The sequence below is a fragment of the Micromonospora sp. NPDC049257 genome (genome assembly GCF_040678915.1).
In the GTDB taxonomy this organism is placed as follows: domain Bacteria; phylum Actinomycetota; class Actinomycetes; order Mycobacteriales; family Micromonosporaceae; genus Micromonospora; species Micromonospora antibiotica.
Genome location: NZ_JBFAQU010000010.1, coordinates 201,895 through 227,158, shown reverse-complemented (window position 1 = coordinate 227,158; position 25,264 = coordinate 201,895). Strand labels below are relative to the sequence as shown.

General features: G+C 73.3%; 19 protein-coding genes and 3 pseudogenes. 10 read left to right on the top strand and 12 right to left on the bottom strand.

Annotated features, from left to right (window positions below):
* Positions 1–164: 164 nt before the first annotated feature.
* A complete protein-coding gene (locus AB0K25_RS17650) occupies positions 165–1,418 on the bottom strand; it encodes a globin domain-containing protein (protein WP_357536089.1) in 1,254 nt (417 codons plus the stop codon).
* 113 nt (positions 1,419–1,531) lie between these two features.
* On the opposite strand from AB0K25_RS17650, the gene AB0K25_RS17645 reads away from it, so the two are divergent.
* Positions 1,532–1,972, top strand: a complete 441-nt coding sequence (locus AB0K25_RS17645) for an Rrf2 family transcriptional regulator (RefSeq protein ID WP_219469197.1) — start codon at positions 1,532–1,534, stop codon at positions 1,970–1,972.
* A gap of 140 nt (positions 1,973–2,112) precedes the next feature.
* On the opposite strand, the gene AB0K25_RS17640 is transcribed toward AB0K25_RS17645, so the two are convergent.
* The gene (locus AB0K25_RS17640; RefSeq protein ID WP_219469200.1) at positions 2,113–3,369 is read right to left on the bottom strand and encodes a hypothetical protein; all 1,257 of its coding nucleotides are present in this window, start codon (positions 3,367–3,369) and stop codon (positions 2,113–2,115) included.
* Positions 3,370–3,582: 213 nt separating this feature from the next.
* Here AB0K25_RS17640 and AB0K25_RS17635 point away from each other — a divergent pair.
* The 4 genes and pseudogenes from AB0K25_RS17635 to AB0K25_RS17620 all read left to right on the top strand — a co-directional run.
* Positions 3,583–5,100: pseudogene (locus AB0K25_RS17635) on the top strand (ATP-binding protein); the annotation flags it as partial.
* Positions 5,077–6,546, top strand: a pseudogene (locus AB0K25_RS17630) (DNA topoisomerase); the annotation flags it as partial. The pseudogenes AB0K25_RS17635 and AB0K25_RS17630, both read left to right, overlap by 24 nt.
* A 6-nt stretch (positions 6,547–6,552) precedes the next feature.
* Positions 6,553–7,191, top strand: a pseudogene (locus AB0K25_RS17625) (toprim domain-containing protein); the annotation flags it as partial.
* 41 nt (positions 7,192–7,232) lie between these two features.
* Entirely contained in the window at positions 7,233–9,722 is a 2,490-nt protein-coding gene (locus AB0K25_RS17620; RefSeq protein ID WP_219469206.1) for a DNA topoisomerase IV subunit A, read from the top strand.
* A gap of 48 nt (positions 9,723–9,770) precedes the next feature.
* Here AB0K25_RS17620 and AB0K25_RS17615 read toward each other — a convergent pair whose 3' ends face one another.
* From AB0K25_RS17615 to pseB, 7 genes are all read right to left on the bottom strand, one after another.
* On the bottom strand, positions 9,771–10,403 hold the full coding sequence (locus tag AB0K25_RS17615; protein ID WP_219469209.1) for an alpha-ketoglutarate-dependent dioxygenase AlkB: 633 nt from the start codon (positions 10,401–10,403) through the stop codon (positions 9,771–9,773).
* A gap of 13 nt (positions 10,404–10,416) precedes the next feature.
* Positions 10,417–11,508: a spore coat protein gene (locus tag AB0K25_RS17610; RefSeq protein WP_357536120.1), complete on the bottom strand. Its 1,092-nt coding sequence runs from the start codon at positions 11,506–11,508 to the stop codon at positions 10,417–10,419.
* Positions 11,505–12,233 (bottom strand): glycosyltransferase family protein, encoded by a 729-nt coding sequence (locus AB0K25_RS17605; RefSeq protein WP_219470838.1) that lies wholly within the window; start codon positions 12,231–12,233, stop codon positions 11,505–11,507. The genes AB0K25_RS17610 and AB0K25_RS17605 overlap by 4 nt, the downstream gene beginning before the upstream one ends.
* Before the next feature lie 116 nt (positions 12,234–12,349).
* Positions 12,350–14,113: a class I SAM-dependent methyltransferase gene (locus AB0K25_RS17600; protein WP_363821185.1), complete on the bottom strand. Its 1,764-nt coding sequence runs from the start codon at positions 14,111–14,113 to the stop codon at positions 12,350–12,352.
* A 41-nt stretch (positions 14,114–14,154) separates the two neighbouring features.
* Positions 14,155–14,991 carry a hypothetical protein gene (locus tag AB0K25_RS17595; protein ID WP_219469212.1) on the bottom strand — a complete coding sequence of 279 codons (837 nt, stop codon included), beginning with the start codon at positions 14,989–14,991 and terminating at the stop codon, positions 14,155–14,157.
* 12 nt (positions 14,992–15,003) lie between these two features.
* Complete coding sequence (locus AB0K25_RS17590; protein WP_219469216.1) at positions 15,004–16,161, bottom strand: aminotransferase class I/II-fold pyridoxal phosphate-dependent enzyme; 1,158 nt, start codon at positions 16,159–16,161, stop codon at positions 15,004–15,006.
* Positions 16,158–17,141, bottom strand: a complete 984-nt coding sequence (gene pseB, locus AB0K25_RS17585; RefSeq protein WP_219469218.1) for a UDP-N-acetylglucosamine 4,6-dehydratase (inverting) — start codon at positions 17,139–17,141, stop codon at positions 16,158–16,160. Before pseB ends, AB0K25_RS17590 begins: the two co-directional genes overlap by 4 nt.
* A 349-nt stretch (positions 17,142–17,490) precedes the next feature.
* On the opposite strand from pseB, the gene AB0K25_RS17580 reads away from it, so the two are divergent.
* A complete protein-coding gene (locus AB0K25_RS17580) occupies positions 17,491–19,380 on the top strand; it encodes a hypothetical protein (protein ID WP_363821157.1) in 1,890 nt (629 codons plus the stop codon).
* 170 nt (positions 19,381–19,550) lie between these two features.
* On the opposite strand, the gene AB0K25_RS17575 is transcribed toward AB0K25_RS17580, so the two are convergent.
* Positions 19,551–20,063 (bottom strand): GNAT family N-acetyltransferase, encoded by a 513-nt coding sequence (locus AB0K25_RS17575; RefSeq protein WP_357536081.1) that lies wholly within the window; start codon positions 20,061–20,063, stop codon positions 19,551–19,553.
* Between the two features lie 88 nt (positions 20,064–20,151).
* Here AB0K25_RS17575 and AB0K25_RS17570 point away from each other — a divergent pair, with 88 nt between their 5' ends.
* The 4 genes from AB0K25_RS17570 (at position 20,152) to AB0K25_RS17555 (ending at position 22,951) form a co-directional block, all read left to right on the top strand.
* On the top strand, positions 20,152–20,403 hold the full coding sequence (locus tag AB0K25_RS17570; protein ID WP_244252945.1) for an acyl carrier protein: 252 nt from the start codon (positions 20,152–20,154) through the stop codon (positions 20,401–20,403).
* Positions 20,400–21,662 (top strand): AMP-binding protein, encoded by a 1,263-nt coding sequence (locus AB0K25_RS17565; RefSeq protein WP_357536079.1) that lies wholly within the window; start codon positions 20,400–20,402, stop codon positions 21,660–21,662. Before AB0K25_RS17570 ends, AB0K25_RS17565 begins: the two co-directional genes overlap by 4 nt.
* Complete coding sequence (locus AB0K25_RS17560; protein ID WP_208569046.1) at positions 21,655–22,401, top strand: SDR family NAD(P)-dependent oxidoreductase; 747 nt, start codon at positions 21,655–21,657, stop codon at positions 22,399–22,401. Before AB0K25_RS17565 ends, AB0K25_RS17560 begins: the two co-directional genes overlap by 8 nt.
* Positions 22,402–22,495: 94 nt before the next feature.
* Positions 22,496–22,951, top strand: coding sequence for a hypothetical protein (locus AB0K25_RS17555; RefSeq protein WP_357536076.1), 456 nt, complete (start codon positions 22,496–22,498; stop codon positions 22,949–22,951).
* A gap of 46 nt (positions 22,952–22,997) precedes the next feature.
* Here AB0K25_RS17555 and pseI read toward each other — a convergent pair whose 3' ends face one another.
* The gene (pseI, locus tag AB0K25_RS17550; RefSeq protein ID WP_219469228.1) at positions 22,998–24,050 is read right to left on the bottom strand and encodes a pseudaminic acid synthase; all 1,053 of its coding nucleotides are present in this window, start codon (positions 24,048–24,050) and stop codon (positions 22,998–23,000) included.
* A 61-nt stretch (positions 24,051–24,111) separates the two neighbouring features.
* A complete protein-coding gene (locus AB0K25_RS17545) occupies positions 24,112–25,230 on the bottom strand; it encodes a glycosyltransferase (RefSeq protein WP_363821151.1) in 1,119 nt (372 codons plus the stop codon).
* Between the last annotated feature and the right edge of the window lie 34 nt (positions 25,231–25,264).

Sequence of the window (25,264 nt, the reverse complement as noted above, 5' to 3'; positions counted from 1 at the left end):
TCAGGAGCCGATGCCCGGACGTCGCGCACCGCCCTGCATGCCCGAACCAGTTGCCCAGCGCGGAGGCGATAAACATCAACTTTCCGTACCGGCCCGACCGCCCTGCGTGCGCCGGTGGTCGGGCGGGGCGCGGTCCGCCGGACGGCCGTGGTGGGGAGGAACGTTCACCTCGGCTCGGGCAGCATCCCCGGGCCGAACACCTCGTAGCCGATCCGCTCCGCCGGTACGCCCCGGCGCAGCAGGTCGCCCCGGACCTGGTTCATGAACGGCAGCGGTCCGCAGAGGTGCACGTGCGCGTCCGGGGAGAGGGGGATCAGTTCCGGCTCGATCAGGCCCGGGGACACCTCGGCGACCAACGGCGGGGTGTCGTCCCCGGCGGTGCCCTGCTCGTACCAGAGCCGCAGGCGCAGCCGGGGCAGCCGGGCGTGCAGCGCGAGCAGGTCGGCCCGGTGGGCGTGGGCGGCGGCGTCCCGGTCGGCGTGGGCCAGCACCACCGGCCGGTCCGGTGCGGTGGCCGCCAGGTGCTCCAGGGCCGACATCGCCGGGGTGAGGCCGATCCCGGCGCTGACCAGCAGCAGCGGCCCGTCCCCGGCGACCGCGCTGACCTCACCGAAGGGTGGGCTCAGTCGCAGGATGTCGCCGGGGGCGACGCGTTCGTGCAGGAAGCTGGAGACCAGACCGTCCGGGGCGTCCCCGGTGCCCCGGACCCGTTTCACGGTGATCCGCCAGTGGTCGTCGGCGGGGCGGCCGGAGAGGCTGTACTGACGGATCTGCTGGCCGAGCCCGCCGCCGAGGTCCACCGCGACCGAGACGTACTGCCCGGGGACGAAGCCCGGCACCGGGCCGCCGTCGGCCGGGACGAGGGCGATCGAGACGACGTCGGTGGCTTCCGGGGTCACCCCGCCGACCCGCCAGTCGCGCCACACCGCGCCGTCCCCGGCCAACCCGGAGACCGTGTAGAGGCGGGCCTCCCGGGCGACGAGTTCGCAGGCCATCAGCCAGTACACCTCGTCCCAGGCGGCGGCGACCTGCGGGGTGACCGCCGCGCCGAGCACCTCGCCGACGGCGGCCAGCAGGTGCCGACCCACCAGCGGGTACTGGTCGGGGGTGATGCCGAGCGAGGCGTGTTTGTGCGCGATCCGGTCCAGGATCGCCGTCCACCCCGTCGTGTCGGCACCGGTGAGGTGCCCGGCGTACGCGACGACGGAGGCGGCCAGGGCCGCCTGCTGACGTCCGGTCGCCTGGTTTCCCCGGTTGAACAGGTTCAGCAGTTCCGGGTGGGCGGTGAACATCCGGGCGTAGAAGCGGCCGGTGATCTGGTCGGCATGGGCCCGGACCACGGGCAGGGTGGCGGTGACGACGGCGGCTGACGACTCCGAGAGCACGGCTCCTCCTTGCTGTTCGGCTACAGAGGACACTTAAACAGGAATCTCAGAGTCTTCTTAAGGGCCGAAGGTCCCGGGTCCGGGGACGCGGCGGTTCCGGCCGTCCGCCCCTGTCCGCCGCCGACGGCCCTGGTTAGGGTCGGGCGGTGAAGCTCAACCGGTCGACCGACATGGCCCTGCGGATCGCCATGCTCACCGCCCCAGCGTCGACCCGGACCACCGTCGACGAGCTGGCCGACCGGCTGGACCTGCCCCGCAGCCACGTGGCCAAGGTGGTGCAACGGTTGCAGCGCGCGGGCGTGCTGGTCACCGTGCGGGGCCGCTCCGGTGGGGTGGCCTTCGCCGAGGGGGCCGAGCGGATCACCGTCGGCCGGGTCGTACGCGCCTTCGAGGGGGAGGGTGAGGTGGTCTCCTGCGAGGAGTCCGGCTGCGCCCTGCGCGCCGGCTGCCGCCTGCGGGTCCAGCTCCGCCGCGCCCAGGCGGCCTTCCTCGCCGTCCTCGACGAGGTGCCGCTGGGCGACCTGGTCGACGCCTCGCCGACCGCCCTGCTGCTCAGCCTCGCCCCGCCCGCTCCGACGGCGACCTGAACCCGCGTCGCGCTCCCCGTGCCCCCGCACCCGGCCGGCGCGAGGCGAGCTGAGCGGCCCGGTCGGTGGGGCGAGCCGAGCGGTGCGGGCGGTGTGGCCGGTGGGAGCGGCTCGACCGCCCGCTCCCACCGGCCGCCGGTTCAGCTGACCTGGACCGTGCCGTCCGTCGACCGGACGCAGGCGACCGTACGGGCCGCCGTCGCCGCCGCGCCGGTCAGGCACCGACCCAGCACCTGGTGCCCGGCCGCGCTCGGGTGCCAGGACTCCTGGCAGGTCTGGAAGTACGTCCCGCAGGTGTTCGCGATCCGCTGGATGTCCAGCTTGTCGTAGCCGGACAGGCTGGTCACGAAGACTCCCGAGGTGCCGTCCTGGAGCCGGATCGGGGTGGCCAGCGCGTTGCCGGGGCTGCCCGCCGACTCGCACAGCCGAGCCCCGTCAAAGGCCCGCTGTACGTTGAGGTAGACCAGGTCGGCGGAGGGGAACTCGGCGGACAGCGTGCTGCGCACCGAGCTGACCAGGGTGCCCAGGCCCTGCGAGAAACGCTGGCCGGGGGCGAGGCTGGCCCGGTGGATCGGGCAACCGGCGGCGTACCGCTCGGCACCCAGGTCGCGGAACTTGTCCCGGGTGTCGTCCCGGCTGTCCTCCTCCCAGTAGGTCGAGGCCAGCTCCGGCGGCAGCGGGTTGGTGTAGTCCTGGAAGACGATCCGGTGCTGGCCGTCGGCGTCGATCTGGTCCAGCGTGGTGAGGATCTGCCGGACCGCCGCCGTCGTCTCCGCCGTCGCGGCGGCGACCTGGGCGGAGGTGGCCAGGTCGGCGTCCGAGCACGGCTCCTGCTCCACCGGTCCGCCCAGGTACGCCCAGAACTCCCACCACCCGGTCCAGGCGTCGGCGATGAACCGGTTCGCGCACTTCTCGGCGACGCTGCCGAACGTGAACGAGCTGTTGTTGGAGCCGAGGCCGACCAGCACCAGGTCGATGTCGTGGGTCTGCCCGACCGCGCGCAACTGGTCGAGCTGGGCGGCGACCTGCCGGCCCTTGGTCCGGCTGGCCGAGGCGTTGGCGATGTCGTACGGCTGGCCGCCGGAGCAGGCCAGGTTGAACCGGTCGGTGATCCCCGGCAGGTCCGCCTTGAACAGTGAGGCGTTGGGTGATCGGTGGCAGAAGTAGGCGTTGTTGTTCGGTGCCGACCAGCCCGGGAAGGGCTGGGCCACCCCGTTGAGGTCGGTCACCGGCGCGTACGCCCCGGCACCCTCGCCACTGATGAAGCTGTCGCCGAGGGCGACGGCGGCGGTGGGCAGGGCGGCGGCGGCCGGTGCGGCGGAGCCGACGGCGACCGGCAGGGCGGCCGTGGCGACGGTGAGGAGCGCCGCGAGGGCGCTCCGACGGAACCTGGACATGACGTCCCCCATCTGTCCATGCAAATGTGAAAGATCCTGCTGGGCCGGATCAGATCACTTGGCGAGATGGGCGTCAATGCCTCTTAACATGATCGTCGAATCACGGAAATGGTCGTTTCCGGGTCCCGTCCACCCGGCCGGGGAAGGCCCCGACGGTCGGCGGCGTTGTGCCCGGCAGACGCGCGACGCCGTCCGACGTGGGGCTGCACGCCGCTGTCGGGGCGTACGGCTACGCTCGCTGCGGCACGCCGCGCGTGGAGAGATCGAGACGGTGAGCGGCACCACACCGCCGAGACCGGGGAGTACGACCAGTTGACCGCACAGCCTGAGACCCTCTACGGGGCAGACGACCTCACCCACCTGGAGGGCCTGGACGCCGTCCGCAAGCGTCCCGGCATGTACATCGGCTCCACCGACAGTCGTGGCGTGGGTCACCTCGTCAACGAGATCCTCGACAACTCCACCGACGAGGGTGTCGCCGGTCATGCCCGTACCGTCGAGGTGATCCTGCACGCCGACGGCTCGGTGCAGGTCGACGACGACGGCCGGGGCATCCCCACCGACGTGCACGCCAAGTCCGGCATCTCCGGGGTCGAGCTGGTGCTCACCCGGCTGCACGCCGGTGGCAAGTTCGGCGGCTCCGGTTACAAGACCTCAGGTGGCCTGCACGGCGTGGGCGCCTCCGCGGTCAACGCGCTGTCCCGCCGGTTCGACGTGACCGTCCGACGCGGCGGCAAGGTGCACGCGATGTCGTTCCGGCACGGGGTGCCCGGGGTCTTCGCCGGTGACGGCCCGGACGCCCCGTTCACCGCCGGGCCCGGCCTCCAGGTCGTCGGGTCGATGAAGCGCGGCCAGCGCACCGGCACCTCGATCCGCTACTGGCACGACGCCCGCTACTTCGAGACCGGCGCCCGCCTCGACGTCGAGGCCGTCCGGATGAAGCTGCGCAACACCGCCTTCCTGGTCCCCGGGGTCGACTACCGGCTGCGCGACGAGACCGCCGAGGAGCCGGTCGAGGAGCGCTTCCACTTCCCCAACGGGCTCACCGACATGGTGGAGTTCCTGGCCCCGGCCGGCGACCGCCCGGTCTCCGGCACCCTGCTGGTCACCGGCGAGGGGAGCTACCGGGAGAACGCCGCCGACGCCAACGGCGTGATGCAGTCCAACGTGCAGCGCCGGGCCGAGGTGGAGATCGCCTTCCGGTGGGGCACCGGCTACGAGCGCACCGTCGAGTGCTTCACCAACACCATCCGCAACGCCCACGGCGGCACCCACCGCAAGGGGTTCGAGCGGGCGCTGACCCGGGCCCTGGCCGATGCCGTCCGCAACACCCGGGGGCTGCTCAAGCCCAAGGAGGACCCGCCCACCCTGGACGACGTCCTGGAGGGGATGACGGCGGTGCTGCACGTCCGCATCCCCGAGCCGCAGTTCACCTCGCAGACCAAGGACGAGCTCTCCACCGCCGGCATCACCAAGGTCCTCCAGACCCTGGTCGAGCAGCACGTCAAGGCGTGGCTGGAGGACAAGCGCAGCAAGGCCGAGGCGCGCACGGTGCTCCAGAAGATCGTCGACGCGGCCCGGGTGCGGCTGACCCAGAAGCAGCAGAAGGACGCCGCCCGGCGCAAGACCGCCCTGGAGGGCGCGTCGATGCCCGCCAAACTGGTCGACTGCCGCGCGACCGGGGTGGACCGCAGCGAGCTGTTCATCGTGGAGGGGGACAGCGCCCTGGGGTGTTTTACCGGCGACACCATGGTCGCGCTCGCCTCCGGCGAGGCTCGGTCCTTTGCCGATCTGGCGGCGGACTGGCAGCGGGGAGTGACCCATTTCGGCTACACCACCAACAAGGCGGGGCGCGTGGTGGTTGCTCCGCTGGTGGAGCCACGTCTCACCAAGAGAGCTGCCCGGCTGGTCCAGGTGCAGCTCGACAACGGCGCGTCGGTGCGTTGCACTCCGGATCACCTTTTCCGGCTGCGCGACGGTTCCTACCGACGGGCCGATGCCCTGACCCCCGGTGACTCACTGATGCCTCTGTACCGGAGCATTTCCAGTAAGGCCGAGGGGCACAAGCTGAACGGGTACGAGCGGATCTGGATGAACGACCGGGAGGAGTGGGTCTACACCCACTACCTCGCGGACGCCTGGAATCTTCGTCACGGTCGCGACAGCGCCACCAGCGGCAACGTCCGTCACCACATCGACATCAACAAGCGCAACAACGATCCGCGAAACATCCGACGGATGACCTGGGCCGACCACTCGGCACTGCACGCCGCGATGATGGGCGAACACGTCCACGCGGGCTGGCGGGAGTGGTTTGCCAACGGCGGCCGGGAGTTCAAGTCGGCCATGCTCAGCGCGCAGTGGCGCGATCCCGCATTCCGTGAGGCGTGCCTCGCCCGGCTGTTCGCGCTCAACGAGTCACCCGAATTCCGAGCCAAGCTGAACAAGGGCTTTCAGGACTGGTACGACGCGCTCAGTGACGAGGAAAAGGCCGCCTACGCCGACCGGATGCGGGACCGGCAGGCCCAGTACTGGTCACAGCCCGAGCACCGTGAGGCCGCTGCGGAGCGCGTCCGGAACTATTTCGCGGACCCTGCTCGTCGTTCCGCCTGGCGGGAGCGTTCGGTACGGCAGTGGGACAACTCCGAACTGCGTGCCTGGCGGTCGCGAAAGACCGTCGAACAGTTCAGTGATCCTGCCGAGCGGGAGCGCCAGCGCAACGCGGTGCGGGCGTGGCACGAGGAGAACCCCGAATTCGGGGCCCGTCACTCACGCTTGATGAAGCAGCGGTTGGCAGACCCGGACACCGGTCACCTTGCCCAGGCGCAGGCCGGTCGGGCTGCCTACGTGGCCAACGTGCCGAAGAGCGAGCGGGTCGGTCGCCAACAGGAGGGCAGGCGGCGGGCCGCGCTCAAGCGGCTCGCTCCGCTGCTGGTGCTACCGGATACGGAGCTTGCTGCGGCGTACGAAGCCGACCGTCTGACGTCCGCACGCACGGGACTCCGGTTCGATCGACTCCTGGCGTTCTACGACGGCGACTACGCCCGCCTCCGGGAGGCGGTCAATCTGGTGAACCACCGTGTCGTGTCGGTCGAGCCGCTTGACGAGACAGCGGACGTCTACGACCTGACCGTCGACGGTTACCACAATTTCGCCCTCGAAGCTGGGATCTTCGTCCACAACAGCGCACGGGTCGCTCGTACCTCGGAATACCAGGCGCTGCTGCCGATTCGCGGCAAGATCCTCAACGTGCAGAAGGCCAACCTCCAGCAGGTGCTCGACAACGCCGAGTGCGCGGCGATCGTGCAGGTGCTCGGGGCCGGCTCGGGGCGTACCTTCGACCTGTCCTCGTTGCGCTACGGCCGAGTGCTGATCATGGCGGACGCCGACGTGGACGGCGCGCACATCCGGACCCTGCTGATCACCCTCTTCGCCCGCTACATGCGACCGCTGATCGAGGCCGGCCGGCTCTACGCCGCGATGCCACCGCTACACAAGATCACCACCAAGGGGCGCACCCCGCAGACCACCTACACCTACACCCAGGCCGAGATGGAGGCGACGGTCCGCAAGCTGGAGAAGGCCGGCAAGCAGATCGTCACCCCGATCCCGCGCTTCAAGGGCCTCGGTGAGATGGACGCCGACGAGTTGTGGGACACCACGATGAATCCCGCCACCCGGGCGGTCCGCCGGATCACCCTCGACGACGTCGACGCCGCCGAGCGCATCCTCGAACTGCTGATGGGCGAGAAGGTCGAGCCGCGCCGCAACTGGCTCATCGACTCCTCCGACCGGGTCGACCGGGACGCGATCGACGCATGACCAGCACCGTGGCCGCCGTACCCCCGGAAGAGAGCTGAACGATGGCACGCCGTAAGGACGACCGCGCCAAGGTGGACCTGTCCGCCTTCGACCAGGCCGGCGCGCGGGTCTTCGACAACCCGCTGGTCACCGAGGTCTCCGACTCCTACCTGGAGTACGCCTTCTCGGTCATCCACTCCCGCGCCCTGCCCGACGCCCGCGACGGCCTCAAGCCGGTGCACCGCCGCATCCTGTGGTCGATGCACGAGCAGGGCCACCGCCCCGACCGGGGGCACGTGAAGTCCGCCCGGATCGTCGGGGATGTGATGGGCAAGTACCATCCGCACGGCGACACGGCGATCTACGATGCCATGGTCCGGCTCGCCCAGGACTTCTCCCTGAACACCCCGCTGATCGACGGGCACGGCAACTTCGGTTCCCCGGACGACGGTCCGGCCGCCGCGCGCTACACCGAGGCCCGCCTCTCCCGGGAGGCGATGCTGCTCGTCGGTGAGCTGGGCGAGGACACCGTCGACGTCGAACCCAACTACGACGGCTCGCTGACCCAGCCGACCGTGCTGCCCGCCGCCTTCCCCAACCTGCTGGTCAACGGCGCGTCCGGGATCGCGGTCGGGATGGCGACCAACATGATCCCGCACCACCTCGGCGAGGTGGTCTCCGCCGCCCGCTGGCTGATCAACCACCCGGACGCCGACCTCGACCGGTTGATGGAGTTCGTCCCCGGCCCCGACCTGCCCACCGGCGGTCTGCTGCTCGGCCTGGACGAGGTGCGCCGGGCGTACGAGACCGGGCGCGGCGTGGTGCGGATGCGCGGCCGGGTCGAGATCGGCCCGCTGGAGGGCAGCCGGGGGCGGCAGGCGATCACCGTGGTCGAGTTGCCCTACGGCGTCGGCGCGGAGAAGGTCATCGCGGCGATCACCAACGAGGTGAACAAGACCAAGCGGCTCACCGGCATCGCCGACGTCAAGGACCTCACCGACCGGGAGAGCGGCACCCGGCTGGTCGTCGAGTGCAAGGTCGGGGTCAACCCGCAGGCGTTGCTGGCCGACCTCTACCGGCTCACCCCGCTGGAGCAGTCCTTCGGCATCAACAACCTGGTGCTGGTCGACGGCCAGCCGCGCACCCTGGGGTTGAAGGCGCTGCTGGAGGTGTTCCTGGCCCACCGCTACGAGGTGGTGACCCGGCGCAGCGCGTACCGGCGGCGTAAGCGCCAGGAGCGGCTGCACCTGGTCGACGGACTGCTGGTCGCACTGCTCGACATCGACCGGGTGGTCAAGCTGATCCGGGCCAGCGAGGACGCCCAGGCCGCCAAGGACGGCCTGATGCAGAAGTTCAAGCTCTCCGAGATCCAGGCGACCTACATCCTCGACACCCCGCTGCGCCGGTTGACCAAGTACGACCGGATCGAGCTGGAGGCCGAACAGGACAAGCTGCGCGGGGAGATCGCCGAGCTGTCCAAGATCCTCGACGACCCGAAGGTGCTGCGCAAGGTCGTCTCCGACGAGTTGGCCGCCGTGGTGAAGCAGTTCTCCGGGTCGCGGCGGACCACCCTGGTCGACGGGGACCTCAAGGAGGTGCTCGCCGCGTCGGTGCCTGCCGGGCCGCTGGAGGTGGCCGACGACCCGTGTCAGGTGATCCTCTCGGCGACCGGGCTGGTCGCCCGCACGGCCGCCGAGTCGGAGGAGGCGTCCGAGGGGCGTCGCCGCAACGGCCGGGTCAAACACGACACCGTACGCGCCGTCGTGCACACCACGGCCCGGGGGCGGGTGCTCCTGGTCACCAGCGCCGGCCGGGCCTTCAAGGTCGACGTGTTGCCGCTGCCGGTGCTGCCCGAGCAGGCCGGCACGGTGTCGCTGCGCGGTGGCATGGCCGCCGCCGAGATCGTTCCGCTGGCGGCAGGGGAGACGGTGATCGGTCTGGCCCCGCTCGGCCCCACCGCGCAGGGCTCCCCGGGGCTGGCGCTGGGCACCCGGCAGGGCGTGGTCAAGGTCTGCGCCCCGGAGTGGCCGGTCCGCTCGGACGAGTTCGAGGTGATCTCGTTGCGCACGGGCGACGAGGTGGTGGGGGCGACCTGGCTGGCCGACGACACCGAGACCCTGGCCTTCGTCACCAGCGAGGCGGCCCTGCTGCGGTTCGCCGCCACGCTGATCCGCCCGCAGGGGCCCAAGGGTGGCGGGATGGCCGGGATCAACCTGCCGGCGGGTGCCCGGGTGGTGTTCTTCGGCGCGATCCGCACCGACGACGCCGCGCACGGGGAGCCGATGGTGGTCACCTCCACCGGGGCCACGGTCAAGGTGACGCCGTTCGCGTCGTACCCGGCGAAGGGCAGGGCGACCGCCGGGGTGCGGGCGCAGCGCTTCCTCAAGGGGGAGACGGACCTGGTGGTGGCCTGGATCGGGGCGCGGCCGGTGGGCGCGACGGCGACCGGTGACCCGGTGGAGCTGCCGCCGGCCGATCCGCGCCGCGACGGGTCCGGCTTCGCCGTCATGCTCGGCCCGACCGTCGTCGGGCACCTCATCGAACGCGACTGAGTCCGGCCCGGCCGTCGTGAGGGCTGACGGCCGGTCGCCCGGTCGGCGTCAGGCGACGTCGACCGGGCGGAACTGGACGCTGACCCGGGGGCCGACCGGGCGGGTGGTCTTGGGCACGGCGTGCTCCCAGGTGCGCTGGCAGGAACCGCCCATCACCACCAGGTCGCCGTGGCCGAGCGGGAAACGTAGCGTGTCGCCGCCGCCCCGGGGGCGCAGCAGCAGCGGGCGGGGCGAGCCGAAGGACACGATCGCCACCATCGTGTCGGTGTGCGCGGAGCGGCCGATGGTGTCGCCGTGCCAGGCGACGCTGTCCCGCCCGTCGCGGTAGAGGCACATGCCGGCGGTGACGAACGGCTCGCCCAGCTCGGCGGCGTAGTGCCGGCTCAGCGCCGTGCGGGCCGCGGTGAGCAGCGGGTGCGGCAGCGGGCGGTCGGGGCCGTACCAGCAGAGCAGGCGGGGGACGTCGACCTCGGTGTCGTACATGGTGCGGCGTTCGGCCCGCCAGGGGACCCCGGTGCGCAGGGCGTCGAGGACCGTGTCGGAGCCGTGCACCCAGCCCGGCAGGTGGTCGACCCAGGCGCCCCGGGTGAGCACCCGGCGGCGCAGCCCGGCCAGCGGGGTCAGTGTCGGGCCGGCGTCGGTGAGGTCGAGCATCGACGGTTGGTAGGCGGCCTGCGACATACCCGGCACCCTATCAGGGGTTTAGTACACCCGTACGATCGGCGATCCGGGTGAGGACGGCGTCGGCCACCCGGGCCCGGCCGCGCCCGTCGACGGTGGCCCAGGCGCGGGCCGCGAGCGCCGCCCGACGCTGCGGGGACGCCAGCAGGGCGCGCAGCGTGCGGCCCGCGTCGGCCCGTGCGGCCCGACCGGCCAGCCCCGGCGCGACCAGGTCCGGCAGTTCACCGAGGCCGGCGGCGAGCCGGTGCGCCACCACCCGGCGGTACGCGTCACGCTGGTTGTCCACCACGCAGACCAGCGCGGCGGGCGCACCCAGACAGCAGAGTTCCCAGGTGGAGGTGCCGGCGGCGCTGACCACCAGGTCGGCCGCGCCGATCAGCGCGGGCAACGTGTCGGTGGGCGCGAGGAGGTGCAGCGACTGCCCCCGCCCGGTGGCGACCCGCGTCAGCTCGGCCTCGATCTCCGGCCGCCCGACCACCACGGTCAGCTCCATCGGGTGGCCGGTGCCGAGCAGCACCCGGGCCAGCACCGGGGCCGCCCCGACGGCGTCGGTGCCGCCGAAGAAGGCCAGCACCCGGGGTCGGTCCGTCGGGGTGGCCGGCGGTGGGGCCGGCGGCCGGACGGCGGTCACCGCGTCGCGCAGCAGCGCGTACCGCACCCCGGCCAGCAACCGGCCGCCGCCGGTGCCCGTGCCGCCGGTGCCGTGCGTGCCGGCGGTGTCCGCGCCGAAGTTCTGGTCCAGGTAGAGGTCGGCGTCCTGGCCCCGGGTGTCGCCGTCGACGATGGCCAGGGTGACCACGCCGGCCGCCCGCAGCGCCCCGGCCCCCGCCGGGTCCAGCTCGTACGAGTCGAGCACCAGCGCGTCCAGGGCGTGCGCGCGGGCCGCCTCGACCAGCCCGGCGGGGGTGCCCGGACCGGGGTGGACCGGGATGCCGCGCGCGGTCAGTCGGTCGGCGGCCCAACCGACCCGCTCGACGGTCCCGAACAGCTCGACCCGGGCACCCCGGGCCAGGAACTCCTCGCCGAGGGCCAGGCAGCGCACCAGGTGCCCGACGCCGGTACGCGGGCCGGCGTCGCAGCGCAACCCGATCCGTGGTGGCTTCAGGACTCCTCCAGCCGCTTCTGGCGTACCGAGGAGTTGAGGGTACGCAGGTCGGGCCGCCCGTCCAACCAGTCGGCGAGTTTCGCCAGCGGCACGCTGACGTCGCCGAAGTGGTCGACGACCGCGCTGACCAGCGCCCAGTCCTGGTCGGTGTCGAGGGTGAGCCGCAGCGTCGACCGGTCCGGGGTGAGGGTCACCCCGAGCACCCGGAACAGCTCCGGATGGGCGTACGCCCAGGAGGTGACGTGCACCCGGTGGTGCTCGACGGCGAGCCGGTCCAGGGTACGCAGCGCGTCCGCCCGGATGATCTCCACGTCCAACCCCCGGGGCAGGGTACGGGCGATCGAGGTGCTGGCGTAGTCGAGCCCGGGGACGGCCCGGTAGACCGCCGCCACCAGGGAGACGATCTCCGGGTCGAGCAGCGGGCAGTCCGCGGTGAACCGCATGACGGCGTCGCCGGGGTGGGCGTCGAGCGCGCCGACGAACCGGCTCAGCACGTCGTCCACCGGTCCCCGGTGCACCGGCACGTCGAGCCGCGCGCACTCGGCGACCACCGCGTCGTCGACCGGGTCGACACTGGTGGCGACCACCAGGTCGGCGAGGACCCCGCTGTCCCGGGCGGCCCGGACCACCCGGCCGAGGACGCTGCGCCCGGCCAGCGGACGCAGCACCTTGCCGGGCAGCCGCGACGAACCCATCCGGGCCTGCACGATCCCGACGATCCGCAGGTCGGAGCCGACCGGTGCGACCGCGTCGGGTCCGACGAGGTCGGCGTGGCCGGGCCGGCCCGTCGTCGGGACGCCGGCGCCGCCGGGCCGGCATCCCGGTGGGGTGTGCGGGGCGGTCACTGCTGCTCCTCCGGCGGCTTGGGGCCGAGCGCCTCACGGGCCCGCCGTTTCGCCGCCCGGGCACCCCGCTTGGCCAGCCGGGCGGGGGTGATGGCCAGCCGGCCCACCCGGTAGCTGAGCGAGCCACTGAGCAGGTTGATCGTGGCGTCGGCGCGACGTAGCGCCCGTTCCCGCGAGGTGAGCAGCTCCTCGGTCCACTTCAGCAGGGCCGCCAGCCGGGTCAGCTCCTCCCGCTGGCGTACCCAGGCTTCCCGCATCTGCTGGTAGCTGCGCGGCCCGGCGGGCGGGTCGGTGGGGGTGACCGCCCGCAGTTCGGTGGCGAGCGCCCCGCGCCCGTCGGTGTCCAGGCCGCGCAGGGCGGCGGTGACCGCCGCCTCGGTCTGCACGGCCGCGTCCACGGTGGCCCGGTCCAGGTCGTGCCCGGCGACTCCACCGAGCACCACGGTCAGCCCGGCGACGTCCACGGTGGACGGCCACGGGTGGGCGTAGCCGCCGGTGAGCAGGGCGACCGCGAACCGCCACAGCCCCCGGGCCAGCACCACCTCGAGGGGCAGCGGCTCGCTGGCCTGCCAGCTCGGGTCGAGCACCGCGAAGGTGTCCCCGTCGACGACCACGGTGTCGGGGTCGGCCAGCGCCGCCGCGCCGGTCAGCCGTCCGTCCGGGTCGGCCTGCCCGGCGAGCCACCCGGCGTAGCCGCGCAGCAACCGGCGTAGGGCGTCCAGGTCGCGCCGCAGGCAGCCGTCGAGCAGCAGGGTCCGCAGCAGCCGTCCCGGCGGCACCGGCCCGGTGAGCGCGGCCGGGTCCCGGTGGGCGGCCTCCCGGCTGGCGAAGGGCGCCGGCCGGGTCCGGCCGGCCCCGCCGCCGGTGACGGCCCAGCGCCAGCCGGCGACTCCGTCGTGCACCTCGACCACCCCGATCCCCGGCGGGCCGGTCTGCACCAGCACCACCGGCAGCGCCGCGTGGGCGGACCGGTCGTCGTCGGCGGGCCGGTGGGCCACGACCAGCCAGCCTGGGGCCAGTGTCGCGCCGAGCCCGGCGTGCAGCGCGTCGACCGCCAGCCGGGCTGGGTCCTGGAGCACCGCGCCGCCGGCGAACCCACCGGCGCAGGCACCATGCAGCACCGCGTCGAGCAACCCCGAGGTGGGTGACCGGTCCAGCGCGTCGGTGCCGACCAGCGCCGTCGCGGCACCCGGATCGGGGTACGCGGCGTAGCTCGCGTCGGCGGTCAGGCCCACCTCGGCGAGCCGGTCCCGCAGCTGCTCCCGGTTGGCCGGGCGGCCGGCGTCCAGCACCCCGCCGATGCTCCACGCCGCGTCGGCCCGGTCGGCGTACCAGGGGGAGGTGGCGACCAGCCGGGACACCCCCAGCGGGTTGTCCAGGCGCAGCAGCAGCGTGCCGCCGGGCCGCAGTGCGGCGGCCAACCGGGCCAGCACCCCCGCCCAGCCCAGCCGGACGCCCTCCACCGACTCGACGGCGTCCAGGCCGGCCCCGGCCAGCACCACGTCGAACGTGTCGGCCGGGTCGAGTCCGGCCGGCCCGCCGACGATCACCCGGGCCGCCCGGTCGGTCAACACCACCGCGTCGGGGTGGCTGCGCAGCAGGCAGGTGACCTCCGCGTGGGCGAGCCGGTCCAGCAACGCCGGATCGTGCGGCCCGGCCACCAGGACCCGGGCCCCGGCCGGTACGACCCGCGCGGCCAACGCGCCCAGCGGACCGCCGTCGGCCAGCCGCTGCTCCGGCAGGTCGGACCAGGCCAGCATCTCCCCACCGGGCAGGACGACGGGGGCGGTGGTTCCAGTGGTCAACTCGTGCCTCCTGCGGGATGCGCCCAGCCGAGCAGCTCACGCAGCTCGGCGGGGGTGCAGCGGTGGTCGGTGCCCAGCTCGGCGCGGGCGATGTCGACGGCGGTCGGCAGGTCCACCGTCTCGCCGTGCAGCTGCGGCCACTGCCGGCGGATGCGGGCGGTGCCGCCGAAGGTGGGGTCCTCCTTGGCCAGGATCATCGGGTCGCCGTAGACGGCCGGTTCACAACCGGCGGCGATGCCGTAGAAGATGGCGCTGGTCAGCCGGTTGGATGCCACCCGGGCGTGCCGGCGCAGCTCGGTGAGCTGCTTGTCGAGGAAGAGCGGGTCGGTGTCGCGCCACCAGTGGCCCCGGTAGCCGTGGCAGATCACCCGGAAGCCGGCGTTCTCGTAGAGCCGGCGGACCCGGCGCATGCCGTACTCGTGCCAGTAGAGGCAGACGGTGACCGGGCCGGGTTCGGTGTCCCTGATCCGGGCGATCAGCTCCTTGTGGTCGCCCTTGACGTGCTGGCCCTCCCAACCGTGGAACGGGTACCAGATGGTGCCCTCCCGGGCGGCCGGCGGCGGGTCGTCGCGGCGCAGGTCGAGCAGGTACGCGAAGGGCGCACCGGTGACCACCACGTTGCGTCGCCCGACCGACCAGGCCCGCCGCCGGGTCTGCTCCGACCAGAGCAGGCTCGGGGTGCGCTCGGCGTACGGGTGGCCGGGAGCGAGGCCGTCGCCGATGTTCCAGCCGTGCTGGACGTACCCGTTGATCCGGGGCGGGTGGCCGTCGCCCAGCCCGCAGTAGCGGGCCAGCACGTGGGCGTGCCCGTAGAAGTGGTTCGCGTGGTGCATCGGTTCCCCCGGTCAGGCAGCGGTGGGCGCGGTGACGCCGCGCAGCGCCGCGCCGAGCGCGTCGATCACCCGGTCCTGGTCGGTGTCGGTGAGACCCGGGTACAACGGCAGCGAGAGCTGCTGTGCGTAGAACGACTCGGCCACCGGGCAGGACCCGCGCCGGTAGCCGAGGTCGGCGAAGGCCGGGTGCCAGTGCACCGGCAGGTAGTTGACCTGGACGCCGATGCCGGCGGCGCGCATCCGGTCGTAAACCTCGCGGCGGCGGCCGTCGAGGACCCGGACCGGGTAGAGGTGCCAGGCGGGGGCGGCCCACGGCCGGCGGGTCGGGGTGAGCACCCCGTCCAGGTCGGCCAGCGCCTCGTCGTAGCGGGCCACCAGCCGGGCGCGGGCGGCGAGGAAGTCGCCGAGCCGGCGCAGTTGGCTGCGGCCCAGCGCGCAGAGCACGTCCGGCAGCCGGTAGTTCAACCCGAAGGAGTGCACCTCCTGGTGCCAGCCGCCCTCGTCCGGCGCGCGCAGCTCGGCGCGTTCCCGGACCAGCCCGATGTTGCGGAACCGGCGGGCCCGCTTCAGCAGCTCAGCGTCGAGGCTGGCGACCGCGCCGCCCTCGGCGGTGGTGAGGTTCTTGGTGGGGAAGAACGAGAAGGTGGTCAGGTCGGCCAGTGAACCGACCGGCCGGCCCCGGTAGGTGGCCCCGATGGAGTGCGCCGCATCGGCCAGCAGCAGCGCGTCGGAGCCGGTCAGGGCGGTGCGCAGGGCGTCGTAGTCGGCCGGGTGGCCGGCGTAGTCGACGGCGGCGACGACCTTCGTCCGGGCGGTGGTCGCCGCGGCTGCCGCCGCCGGGTCCAGGGTGAACGTCTCCTCCTCGACGTCGGCGAAGACGATCCGCGCGCCGAGGGCGACCGCGCTGCTGGCCGTCGCCACGAACGTCATCGGCGGCACCACCACCTCGTCGCCGGGTCCCACCCCGGCCGCCGCGTAGGCGACGTGCAGGGCGGCCGTGCCGTTGGCGACCGCCGCGCAGCCGGCCCCGCCGGTCCAGCCCGCGAGGTCCGCCTCGAACGCGTCGACCTGCGGGCCGGTGGTCAGCCAGTCGCTGCGCAGGGTGGCGACCACGGCGGCGACGTCGTCGTCGGTGATCGACTGCCGGCCGTACGGGAGCATCGCCGTCACGCCGTGATGCCCAGCATGTCGCGCAGCTGCCGGACGCTCAACCACTCGTCGTTGCCGTCGGACTGGTAGGCGAACCCGTCCGGCACCGGCTCACAGTCGACGGGCGGCCGGTAACCCCAGGTGGCGATCGTCGGTTGGACGATGAACCGGTCCTTCGCGCGCAGCGTCCGGCGGCTGTCGTCCGGGGCGATCATCTCCTCGTGCAGCTTCTCGCCGGGCCGGATGCCGATCTCATGGGTGGTGGCGTCCGGGGCGACCGCCTCGACCAGGTCGAGGATGCGCATGCTGGGGATACGCGGCACGAACAGCTCCCCGCCCTGCATCTGGTCGAAGCTGTCCAGCACGAACTGCACGGCCTGGTCCAGGGTGATCCAGAACCTGGTCATCCGCTTGTCGGTGATCGGCAGGCTCTTGCCTTCGGCGGCGAGCCGGCGGAACAGCGGCACCACCGAACCCCGGCTGCCCACCACGTTGCCGTAGCGGACCACGGCGAACCGGGTGGGGTGCTGGGCGGCGTAGTGGTTGGCCGAGACGAAGAGCTTGTCGCCGACGAGCTTGGTCGCGCCGTACAGGTTGATCGGGCTGGACGCCTTGTCGGTGGAGAGCGCGATGACCTTCTTGACGCCGGCCTCGATGGCCGCGTCGACCACGTGCTGCGAACCGGTGATGTTGGTGGCGATGAACTCCGACGGGTTGTACTCGGCGGTGTCCACCTGCTTGAGGGCGGCGGCGTGCACCACGTGGTCCACCCCGTGCATGGCCCGGGTGAGCCGGTGCCGGTCCCGGATGTCACCGATGAACCAGCGCAGCCGGGGGTCGTCGCCGAGTTGCTGGCGCAGCTCGTACTGCTTGAGTTCGTCGCGGGAGAACACCACCACCCGGGCCGGGTCGGCCACGTCGAGGACGTGCCGGAGGAACGTCTTCCCGAAGGACCCCGTCCCGCCGGTGACCAGAATGGAGGACCCATTCAACTCACTCAATTTGGTGCTCCCCAGCTCGTGGTTGGTGCGCCACCGGCTCGGGCCAGGCGACCGGACGGACGCTAACCAGGTCGGGTTAACACCCCGACGCCCCCGGGTGAACCCACCGCGCTGCTCCCGTGAATGCCGGACCCCCGGCAGACGAACACTTGCCGACCCGGCTGCTGCCGGCTGACCAGCGGCTACGTCGCTGACTACAGTGGCCCGGCGCGGCCGGTGGGCACCCCGCCGCAGGCGCATCCGACACCCACGGTCGGGCACCCGCCCCGCCCGGCCCGGCCTGCGGGCCGGGACCGTCGCGCGTCCCGGGCGGGCCGACGGGGGTGCCCCGACGAGGCAGGAGACGACGATGGTGGCCGTCACCGAGGTAGGACCCCGGGTCGCCGACCCGCCCGGGCAGCCGGCCGGTCGAGGCCGTCGGCTGGTGCCGGTGCTGCTGGTGGTCGGCTGGCTGGTGGGCGTCGCCTGGCGGATGTGGTCGTCCCGGCACGTGCCGCTGCCCATCGCCCACACCGACGAGGACAGCTACCTGCACACCGCCCGCGCGTTGGCCGGCGGGCCGGGCGGCTTCAGTAGCGAGAACGGGCCGTTGCGGCGGGTCGGCTACCCGCTGTTGATCTCCCCGGCGTTCCTCGGGGAGCGGGACTTCACCGACAGCTACCGGCTGGTGCAGTTGATCAACGCGGTGCTGAACGCGACGGTGCTGCCGCTGGCGTACCTGCTGGTGCGTCGGCTGGTGCCGGTGAGCCGCGCGGTCGCCCTGGCCGCCGCCGCCGTCGCGGCCACCCTCCCGGCGACCGTCTTCTACGCAGGCGTGGCGATGATCGACGCCGTGCTGGCGCCGCTGGTGCTGGCCTGGCTGCTCGCCGTGCACCACTGGGTACGCCGACCCGGCCCGCTGGCCGCCACCGGGGTCGGTGCCCTGGTCGGGGTGTTCCACCTGCTGCACTCGCGGGGCCTGGTGATCGTGGGGGTGCACGCCGGTCTGGTGCTGCTGCTGTTGCTGCGGCGACGGATCAGCCCGGCGCAGGTGCTCGCCGCCGTCCTGCCGGTACTGGCGTTGGCCCTGCTCAACGAGGCGGTCATCCGGCTGCTCGGCGACCGGGTCTACCTGCTCGGGGACCCGCCCGGCGGCGGCACCGTCCGGGCGGTCGCCTCCGGGCCGGGGCTGCTGCGGGTCGGCGCGGCGGTCGCCACCCAGCTCTGGTACCTGGTGGTCATCACCTTCGGCCTGGCCGGTGTCGCCTGGGCCGGCGCCGTCCGCCTCCTGCTCCGCCGTCCCGCCGCGTTGTCCTCCACCCCGGCCTCGGCACTGTCCTCCGCGCCGGCTCCGGCCCCGGTCCCGGTCCCGGTCCCGGTCTCCGCGCCGGCTCCGGCCCCGGTCCTGGCCTCCGCGCCGGCCGCGACCACGGTCGGCACCTCCGTCGCAGCAGGGTCGGCGGCGGACGATGCGGCGACCCGGTGGACGGTCGGGGTGGCGGTGGTGACCAGCGTCGGGGTGGCCGCCGGAGCGTCGGTGATCCTGGCCGGCATCACCGGTAAACCGCTGGACGCCATCTACGGCCGCTACGTGCAGATGCTCGCCCCGTTCTGGCTGCTGGTCGGGGTGGTGATGCTGGTGACCGCGACGCCCCGGGTGCGGTGGCGGCGGGCGGCGGTCGCGGCGGCGGTGCTGCTGGCCGGGGCGACGCTGATCGCCGCCCGGCTCGCCTGGGTGGCCGGCCGGGGACACGAACTGCGCTACGGCGGCTTCGGCGCACCCGACCTGATGGCCCTGACCGGGGGCTGGCGCGAGTTCCGGCCGTTCACCGGCGCGGCCGTCGGACTGGCCGGCTGCCTGCTGCTGGTCGCCGCCGTGCGGTCGCCCCGGCTGCGCGTGCCGGTGCTCGCCGCGCTGGTGGTGGTGAACATCGGCACCATGCAGGTGATCACCGACCGGCTGGTCCGGCCGATGGTCGCGGCGACCGCCCCGACCCCCCGGGTGGCCGACCTGGGGGTACGCCCCGGCGACCGGGTCTGGGCGTCGCTCGGCGTGCAGTGGGTGCTCCGGTTCAACCTCAGCCACCAGGTCACCTGGGCCGACGTGCGGTGGTTCGTGGACAACCCGCCAGCCGACGCGGACGTCGTCCTCGTCCGGTGGGCACCCGGCGAGCCGGACGACTGGGACGGCACCCGGTACGGCTTCGTCCGGTTGGGGGGTAACCCGGCGCAGCACTGGGCCGCCTGGCGTCGCCGCTGACCCGGGTGGTCCCCGCACGTCACCGCCACCCGGTGCCGGGTCGCGGTGGCGCACGCTTTCGCCACCCGGTGCCGCCCCGGTCGTGTGCGTTTCCCGCCGTCGCCCGGTGCGCGCCATTCGGTTAACGGGGGATGGCCGGTCGATGAATCGTCACCGGACACCTGTCGACATCAGCGTCGGCGACGATTTTCCCGGGTCAGGGAAATGGGGACGACGGTGATTTCCCGGCCGTCGACCGTCTCGGGCCGCCCGGTGCCCTCGACGAACCCGAAACGACGGTTCATCTGTCGTACGACGGTGTTGTGCGCCAAGACCTCGCCGTCGAGCCGGTCCAGCGCGAGCACGTCGAAGGCGTGGTCCACCGCCGCCCGCATCACCCCCAGCCAGGCGGGCAGGGTGGCCCCCCGTTCGGCCAGCCCGTCGGCATCCAGATAGAAACCCCAGGCACCGGACCGGGTCGGCCCGTCCAAGCACAGGTCGAAGAAGGTCACCACGCCCGCCGGCAGGTCGTCGTGGAGATAGACCAGCACGCGGCGGGCCGGGTCGGTGCGGACCCGCGACCACCACGCGGCGTGCTCGGCGGGGGTGATCTCGTGACTGGTCTTGCTGACCTGCCGGTTGGTTTCCTGATTACGCCAGGAAAACATCAGGTTAACGTCTTCCGTGGTGGCCTCGCGCAACACTCGTACCCCTTTTATTCACCTGGTGGACCCGGGTCGACCCTACCCGGGTAAATGGGCGAGGTAATTGTCGGGCTGTACACTCCGGCGCATGAACGAATTGAGTCGCGCGCAGATCCGCGACCTCATGGCGCAGGTGGTGCGGAACCAGGGCAGGGTGTTGCCCGACGACGACTCCGCCGATCTGCGGGAGATCGGCTTCCGGTCCCTGGACTTTTCCGAGCTGGCGCTGCGGGTGGAGGACGAGACCGGGGAGGAGCTGAACTTCGACGCCCCCGGGCTGCGTCGGATCGCCACCGTCGGGGACGTCCTCGACTTCCTCGCCGAACTCCAACGGCAGTGACCGTCGCGACCTCGCCGGCCGGGCTGGACAACCGCATCGTCGTCGCCGGGGTGCCCCGGAGCTGGCGCGACCTGCCCGCCCCGGCGCTGCCGTCACCCGGTGCGGTCCTCACCGCCGGAGCCGCCGACGCCCTCGCCGTCGCCCGACACCACGCCGGCTACGGCACCGAACTGCTGCTCGCGGGCCCTACCCGGGTCGACGCGACGATGCGGGACGAACTGCGCGCCGCCGGGTTCGCCGTCACCCTGCTCGTCGACGGGGTGCCGCAGACCACGCCGCCGGCCACCCCCCGGTCGCCGGAGCCGGGCCGGCTCTGGCTGCTCACCTCCGGCTCGACCGGGCGGCCCAAGCGGGTCGGGCACACCCTGGACTCGTTGACCACCGTGCGGGCGGCCCAGCCGGAGCGGACCTGGCTCTGCCCGTACGCTCCCGGCAGTTATGCCTGGTGGCAGGTGGTCACCCTGTCGCTGACCCAGCCCGGTCAGCACCTGGTGGTGGTCGACCCGGACGAGCTGGACGACTGGCCGGCGCTGGCCGCCGCGCACGGGGTGGACGCCGTCTCCGGCACCCCGACCTTCTGGCGGCGCACCCTGCACCGCGACCCGGAGGCGCTGGCCCGGGTGCCGCTGCGGCAACTCACCCTCGGCGGGGAACCCGTCGACCAGACCGTCCTGGACCGGCTCCGGGCGCTCTTCCCGGCCGCCCGGATCTCCTGGATCTACGCCTCCTCCGAGGTGGGCGCGTCGATCGTGGTGCACGACGGCCGGGCCGGCTTCCCGGTCGACTGGCTCGACCAGGCCGTACCCGGTAGGCCCACCCTCTCGCTGCGCGACGGCGAACTGGTGGTCGCCTCACCGCACCACGGCGTCGGGCACGACGGCCCGGTCCGCACCGGCGACCGGGCGCAGATCGTCGAGGGCCGGGTCATGATCACCGGTCGGTTGGACTCCGACGAGATCAACGTCGGCGGCAGCAAGGTCTCCGCCGGGCTGGTCCGCGACGTGCTCACCGCCCACCCTCAGGTGGCCTGGGCCCGGGTGACCGGCCGCCGCGCGCCGGTGCTCGGCCGGATGGTGGTCGCCGAGGTCGTCCCCACCACCGCGCCGGGCGACGCCGGCCAACCGGACGGGGCATCCCTGCTCGACGAGGGTGCGCTGGTGCGCTGGTGCGCCGAGCGGCTCCCGGAGTACGCGGTGCCCCGCCGCATCCGCCTACTGACCGAGATTCCCGTCAAGGAGACCCTGAAGAGCGATGTCTGATTCCGCGCTCGTCCCACCCAGCACCGTGGTCCTCGTCTCCGGGGGGTCCCGGGGGCTGGGCCTGGCCATCGTCACCGACCTGCTCGACGCCGGGCTCACCGTTGCCGCGTTCGCCCGCAGCGTCACCCCCGAGCTGGAGAAGCTGGCCGACGCGCACCCCGACCGGGTGCACGTCGGCGCGGTGGACGTCACCGACCTCGCGGCGGCGCAGGGCTTCGTCCGGGCGGTCGAGGCGCGGTTCGGTCCGATCGACGGACTGGTCAACAACGCCGCCGTCGGGCAGGACTCGATGCACACGCACACCGCCACCGCCGACATCGCCCGGATCGTCGAGACCAACCTGACCGCGCCGTTGCAGCTCACCCGCCTGGTGATCCGGCGGATGCTCGGGCAGGGCCGGCGCGGCCGGGTCGTGAACGTCACCTCGATCTGCGCGCAGCGCGGCTTCCCCGGCCTGGTGGCGTACTCGGCCACCAAGGGCGGCATGGACGCGGCGACCCGGTCGCTGGCCCGCGAGCTGGGCGGGCGGATGCTGGTCAACGCCGTCGCGCCGGGCTTCTTCGCCTCGGAGATGTCCGCCGTGCTGGGCAGCACCCAGCTCGACCAGATCGTCCGCCGCACCCCGACCGGGCATCTGACCGAGCCCGCCGAGGTGGTACCGGTGGTGCGGATGCTGCTGCGCGAGCACACCAACATCAACGGCCAGGTCATCGTGGTCGACGGTGCTGCCTCGATCTGACCGTGCCTGCCCCGACCACCGGCCCGGCGGCGGTCGGGGCGACGGTGTCGTGACGGCCCGGTCCGGGTCGGCCGGTTCGGGTGCGGTCGGGTCGGTGGGCACCCGGCCGGGCGGGCAGGCGGGGCGCGCGGTCGGCCCGCCGGTCCGGCCGGCGGGAAACGTCGGGCTGCGACCGGTGCCGGCGCTGCTGGGCGCCGCCGAACGGCACCTGCGCGTCGGCACCCCCACCGAGCTGCGGTACGCGGTGACCCGCAGCCATCTCGACGACGGGCGCTGCGTCGGCTGGTACGGGCCGGTCACCCCAGGTTGGCGGGTGGCGATCGACGCCGAACGGGCCACCGCCGAGGTCCCGCCCGCGTTGGCCGCCCGCTTCGGCCCGGTCGACTTCTGGGCCCGCTGGACCCGGGCGGAGAGCCTGTGCAAACTGGCCGAGATACCGGTGGCCGCCTGGTGGCGGCGGCACGGTCTGGCCGTACCCCCGCACACGCGTGCGGTGTGGCGCACCCTGCACCTGGCCGACCTGGTGGTCACGGTGGCCTTCGCCCCCTGAACGCGCCCCCGCCCCGCGCGGTGGCGCGGGGCGGAGGCGGGCGGTGTCAGACGAGGTCCCAGCTCAGCGGGGTACCGCGGGGGACGTCGGTGGTGAAGGTGCGGCCGAGGACCCGGGCGATCTCCACCGGAGGCAGGCCGCCGGCCGGGCGGATCGAGCGGACGTTGGCTGCGGTCACCTCGTCGCCGGCCCGGACGTCGGCCACCACGAACAAGGAACGGCGGAACCGCAGCCCCTCCCGCTCGGCCGGGGTCGGGCCGATGGCGGTGCCGCCGAGCGCCGCGTGTGCCCGCGCCGACTCGACCACCAGGGCGGCCAGCTCGTCGGGGTGCAGCGAGAAGTCGGAGTCGACCCCGCCGTCGCCCCGGTCGAGGGTGACGTGCTTCTCGATGAAGCACGCGCCCAGCGCCACCGAGGCCACCGGCACCCCGATGCCGGGGGTGTGGTCGGACAGGCCGACCGGCACCCCGAAGGCGTCGGCCAGCACCGGGATCCGGCGCAGGTTGCTGTCGGCCGGTGGGGCCGGGTAGGCGGCGGTGCAGGCCAACAGCACGATGCCACCGGCCCCGCCGTCGCGGGCGGTGCCCACCGCAGCGTCGATCTCGGCGACGGTGGCCATCCCGGTGGAGATGACCAGCGGCTTGCCGGTGCCCGCGACCAGCCGGATCAGCGGCAGGTCGACCAGCTCCGACGAGGCGATCTTGTACGCCGGGACGTCCAGCCCCTCCAGCAGCTCCACCGCCGACGGGTCGAACGGGGACGAGAACACGGTCAGCCCCCGCTCCCGGGCCCGTTCGAAGATCGGCCCGTGCCACTCGTACGGGGTGTGGGCCCGCTCGTAGAGCCGGTAGAGGTTCTGCCCGCCCCACAACTCGTGCCCGCCGGAGATGCGGAACGCCGGGGTGTCCACGTCGATGGTGATGGTGTCCGGCCGGTACGTCTGCAACTTCAGCGCGTGCGCCCCGCTGGCCGCCACCGCGTCCACGATCGCCAGGGCCCGCCCCAGGTCACCGTTGTGGTTGCCGGACATCTCCGCCACCACGAACGGCTGCTCGCCGGCCCCCACCAGGTGCGGCCCGATCTTCACTGTCGTCGTCATCTGAGACCCCTGTTCCTGTGCTCGTTGCTCGTGTCCCGGCGGGCACCCCGACGCCGGCCGGTCACCGGCTGCCGCGACCCGCGAGCGCGTCCCGGTCGGCGGGGGAGTCGTGGGACGGCCCGACGACCGGCGGCACCGGTTGCGGCACGGCGGCCGGGCGGCACAACCACCCCGCCAGCCGGTGCGCCTGGCGCAGCACCGCGTACGCGAGGTAGGCGTCCCGGCCGACCAGCCGGTGCTTGAGCCCCGCCACGCCGCCCGGCCGGGGGTAGCCGCCCGGCGGCAGGTGCCGGCGGTGGTGCGCGGCGATGCGGTGGAAGAACTCGCGGCGCAGGTGCGGGTGCAGCCGGCCGTCGTTGCCGACCACCACCAGCATGTGGTTGATCATCAGAGTGAACAGCTCGCCGCGCAGCCGCTCGTCGGGATACCGGCGGGCGACCCAGTCGAACAGCCTGTCGTACTGGGCGAAGGCGTCGAAGTGGCGACCGCTGCGGGTGGAGGTGATCGCGCCCTGCCGACCCTGCCGGTAGAGGTAGCAGACCCGGTCCAGCACGGAGATCCGTTCCGCGCCGATGAGCAGCGGGTTGCTGAACGGGATGTCCTCGTACCAGCCGGGGTGGAAGCGCAGTTCCAGGTCGGCCATGAACTCCCGGCGGACCACCTTGTTCCACGCGGTGTGCTGCACCCGCAGCAGCCCGGGTCGGTCGGCCAGCCGGACCACCCCGGGGATGCCGCGTAGCAGGTGACTGCTCGCGTCCACCTCCCGCCGGCCGTCCTCGCTCACCCGCAGGTGGTCGAGCATCAGCACGTCGGGGCGGTGCGCCCGGAGCTGGCCCAGCACCGCCGCGATGGTGCCCGGCGGCAACCAGTCGTCGCTGTCGACGAACCAGACGTACTCCCCGGTGGCCACGTCCAGGCCGGCGTTGCGGGCGGGACCCAACCCGACGTTGCGGGTCAGGTGCATCGTGCGTACGCCCGGATGCTCGGCCGCGTACGCGCGCAGCAGCTCACCGCACCGGTCCGGCGAGGCGTCGTCGACCGCGACGATCTCGACCGCGCCCGCCGCGTCGGCCGGCACGTCCGTGCGCACCGAGTCGAGGCACTGGTGCAGGTACGCCTCCACCCCGTGGACGGGGACGACGACGCTGAGCAGCGGGGTGGGCGCGGGCTGGTTGACCACCCCGCCACCCTGGTGCACGGGTATGGACGGCCAC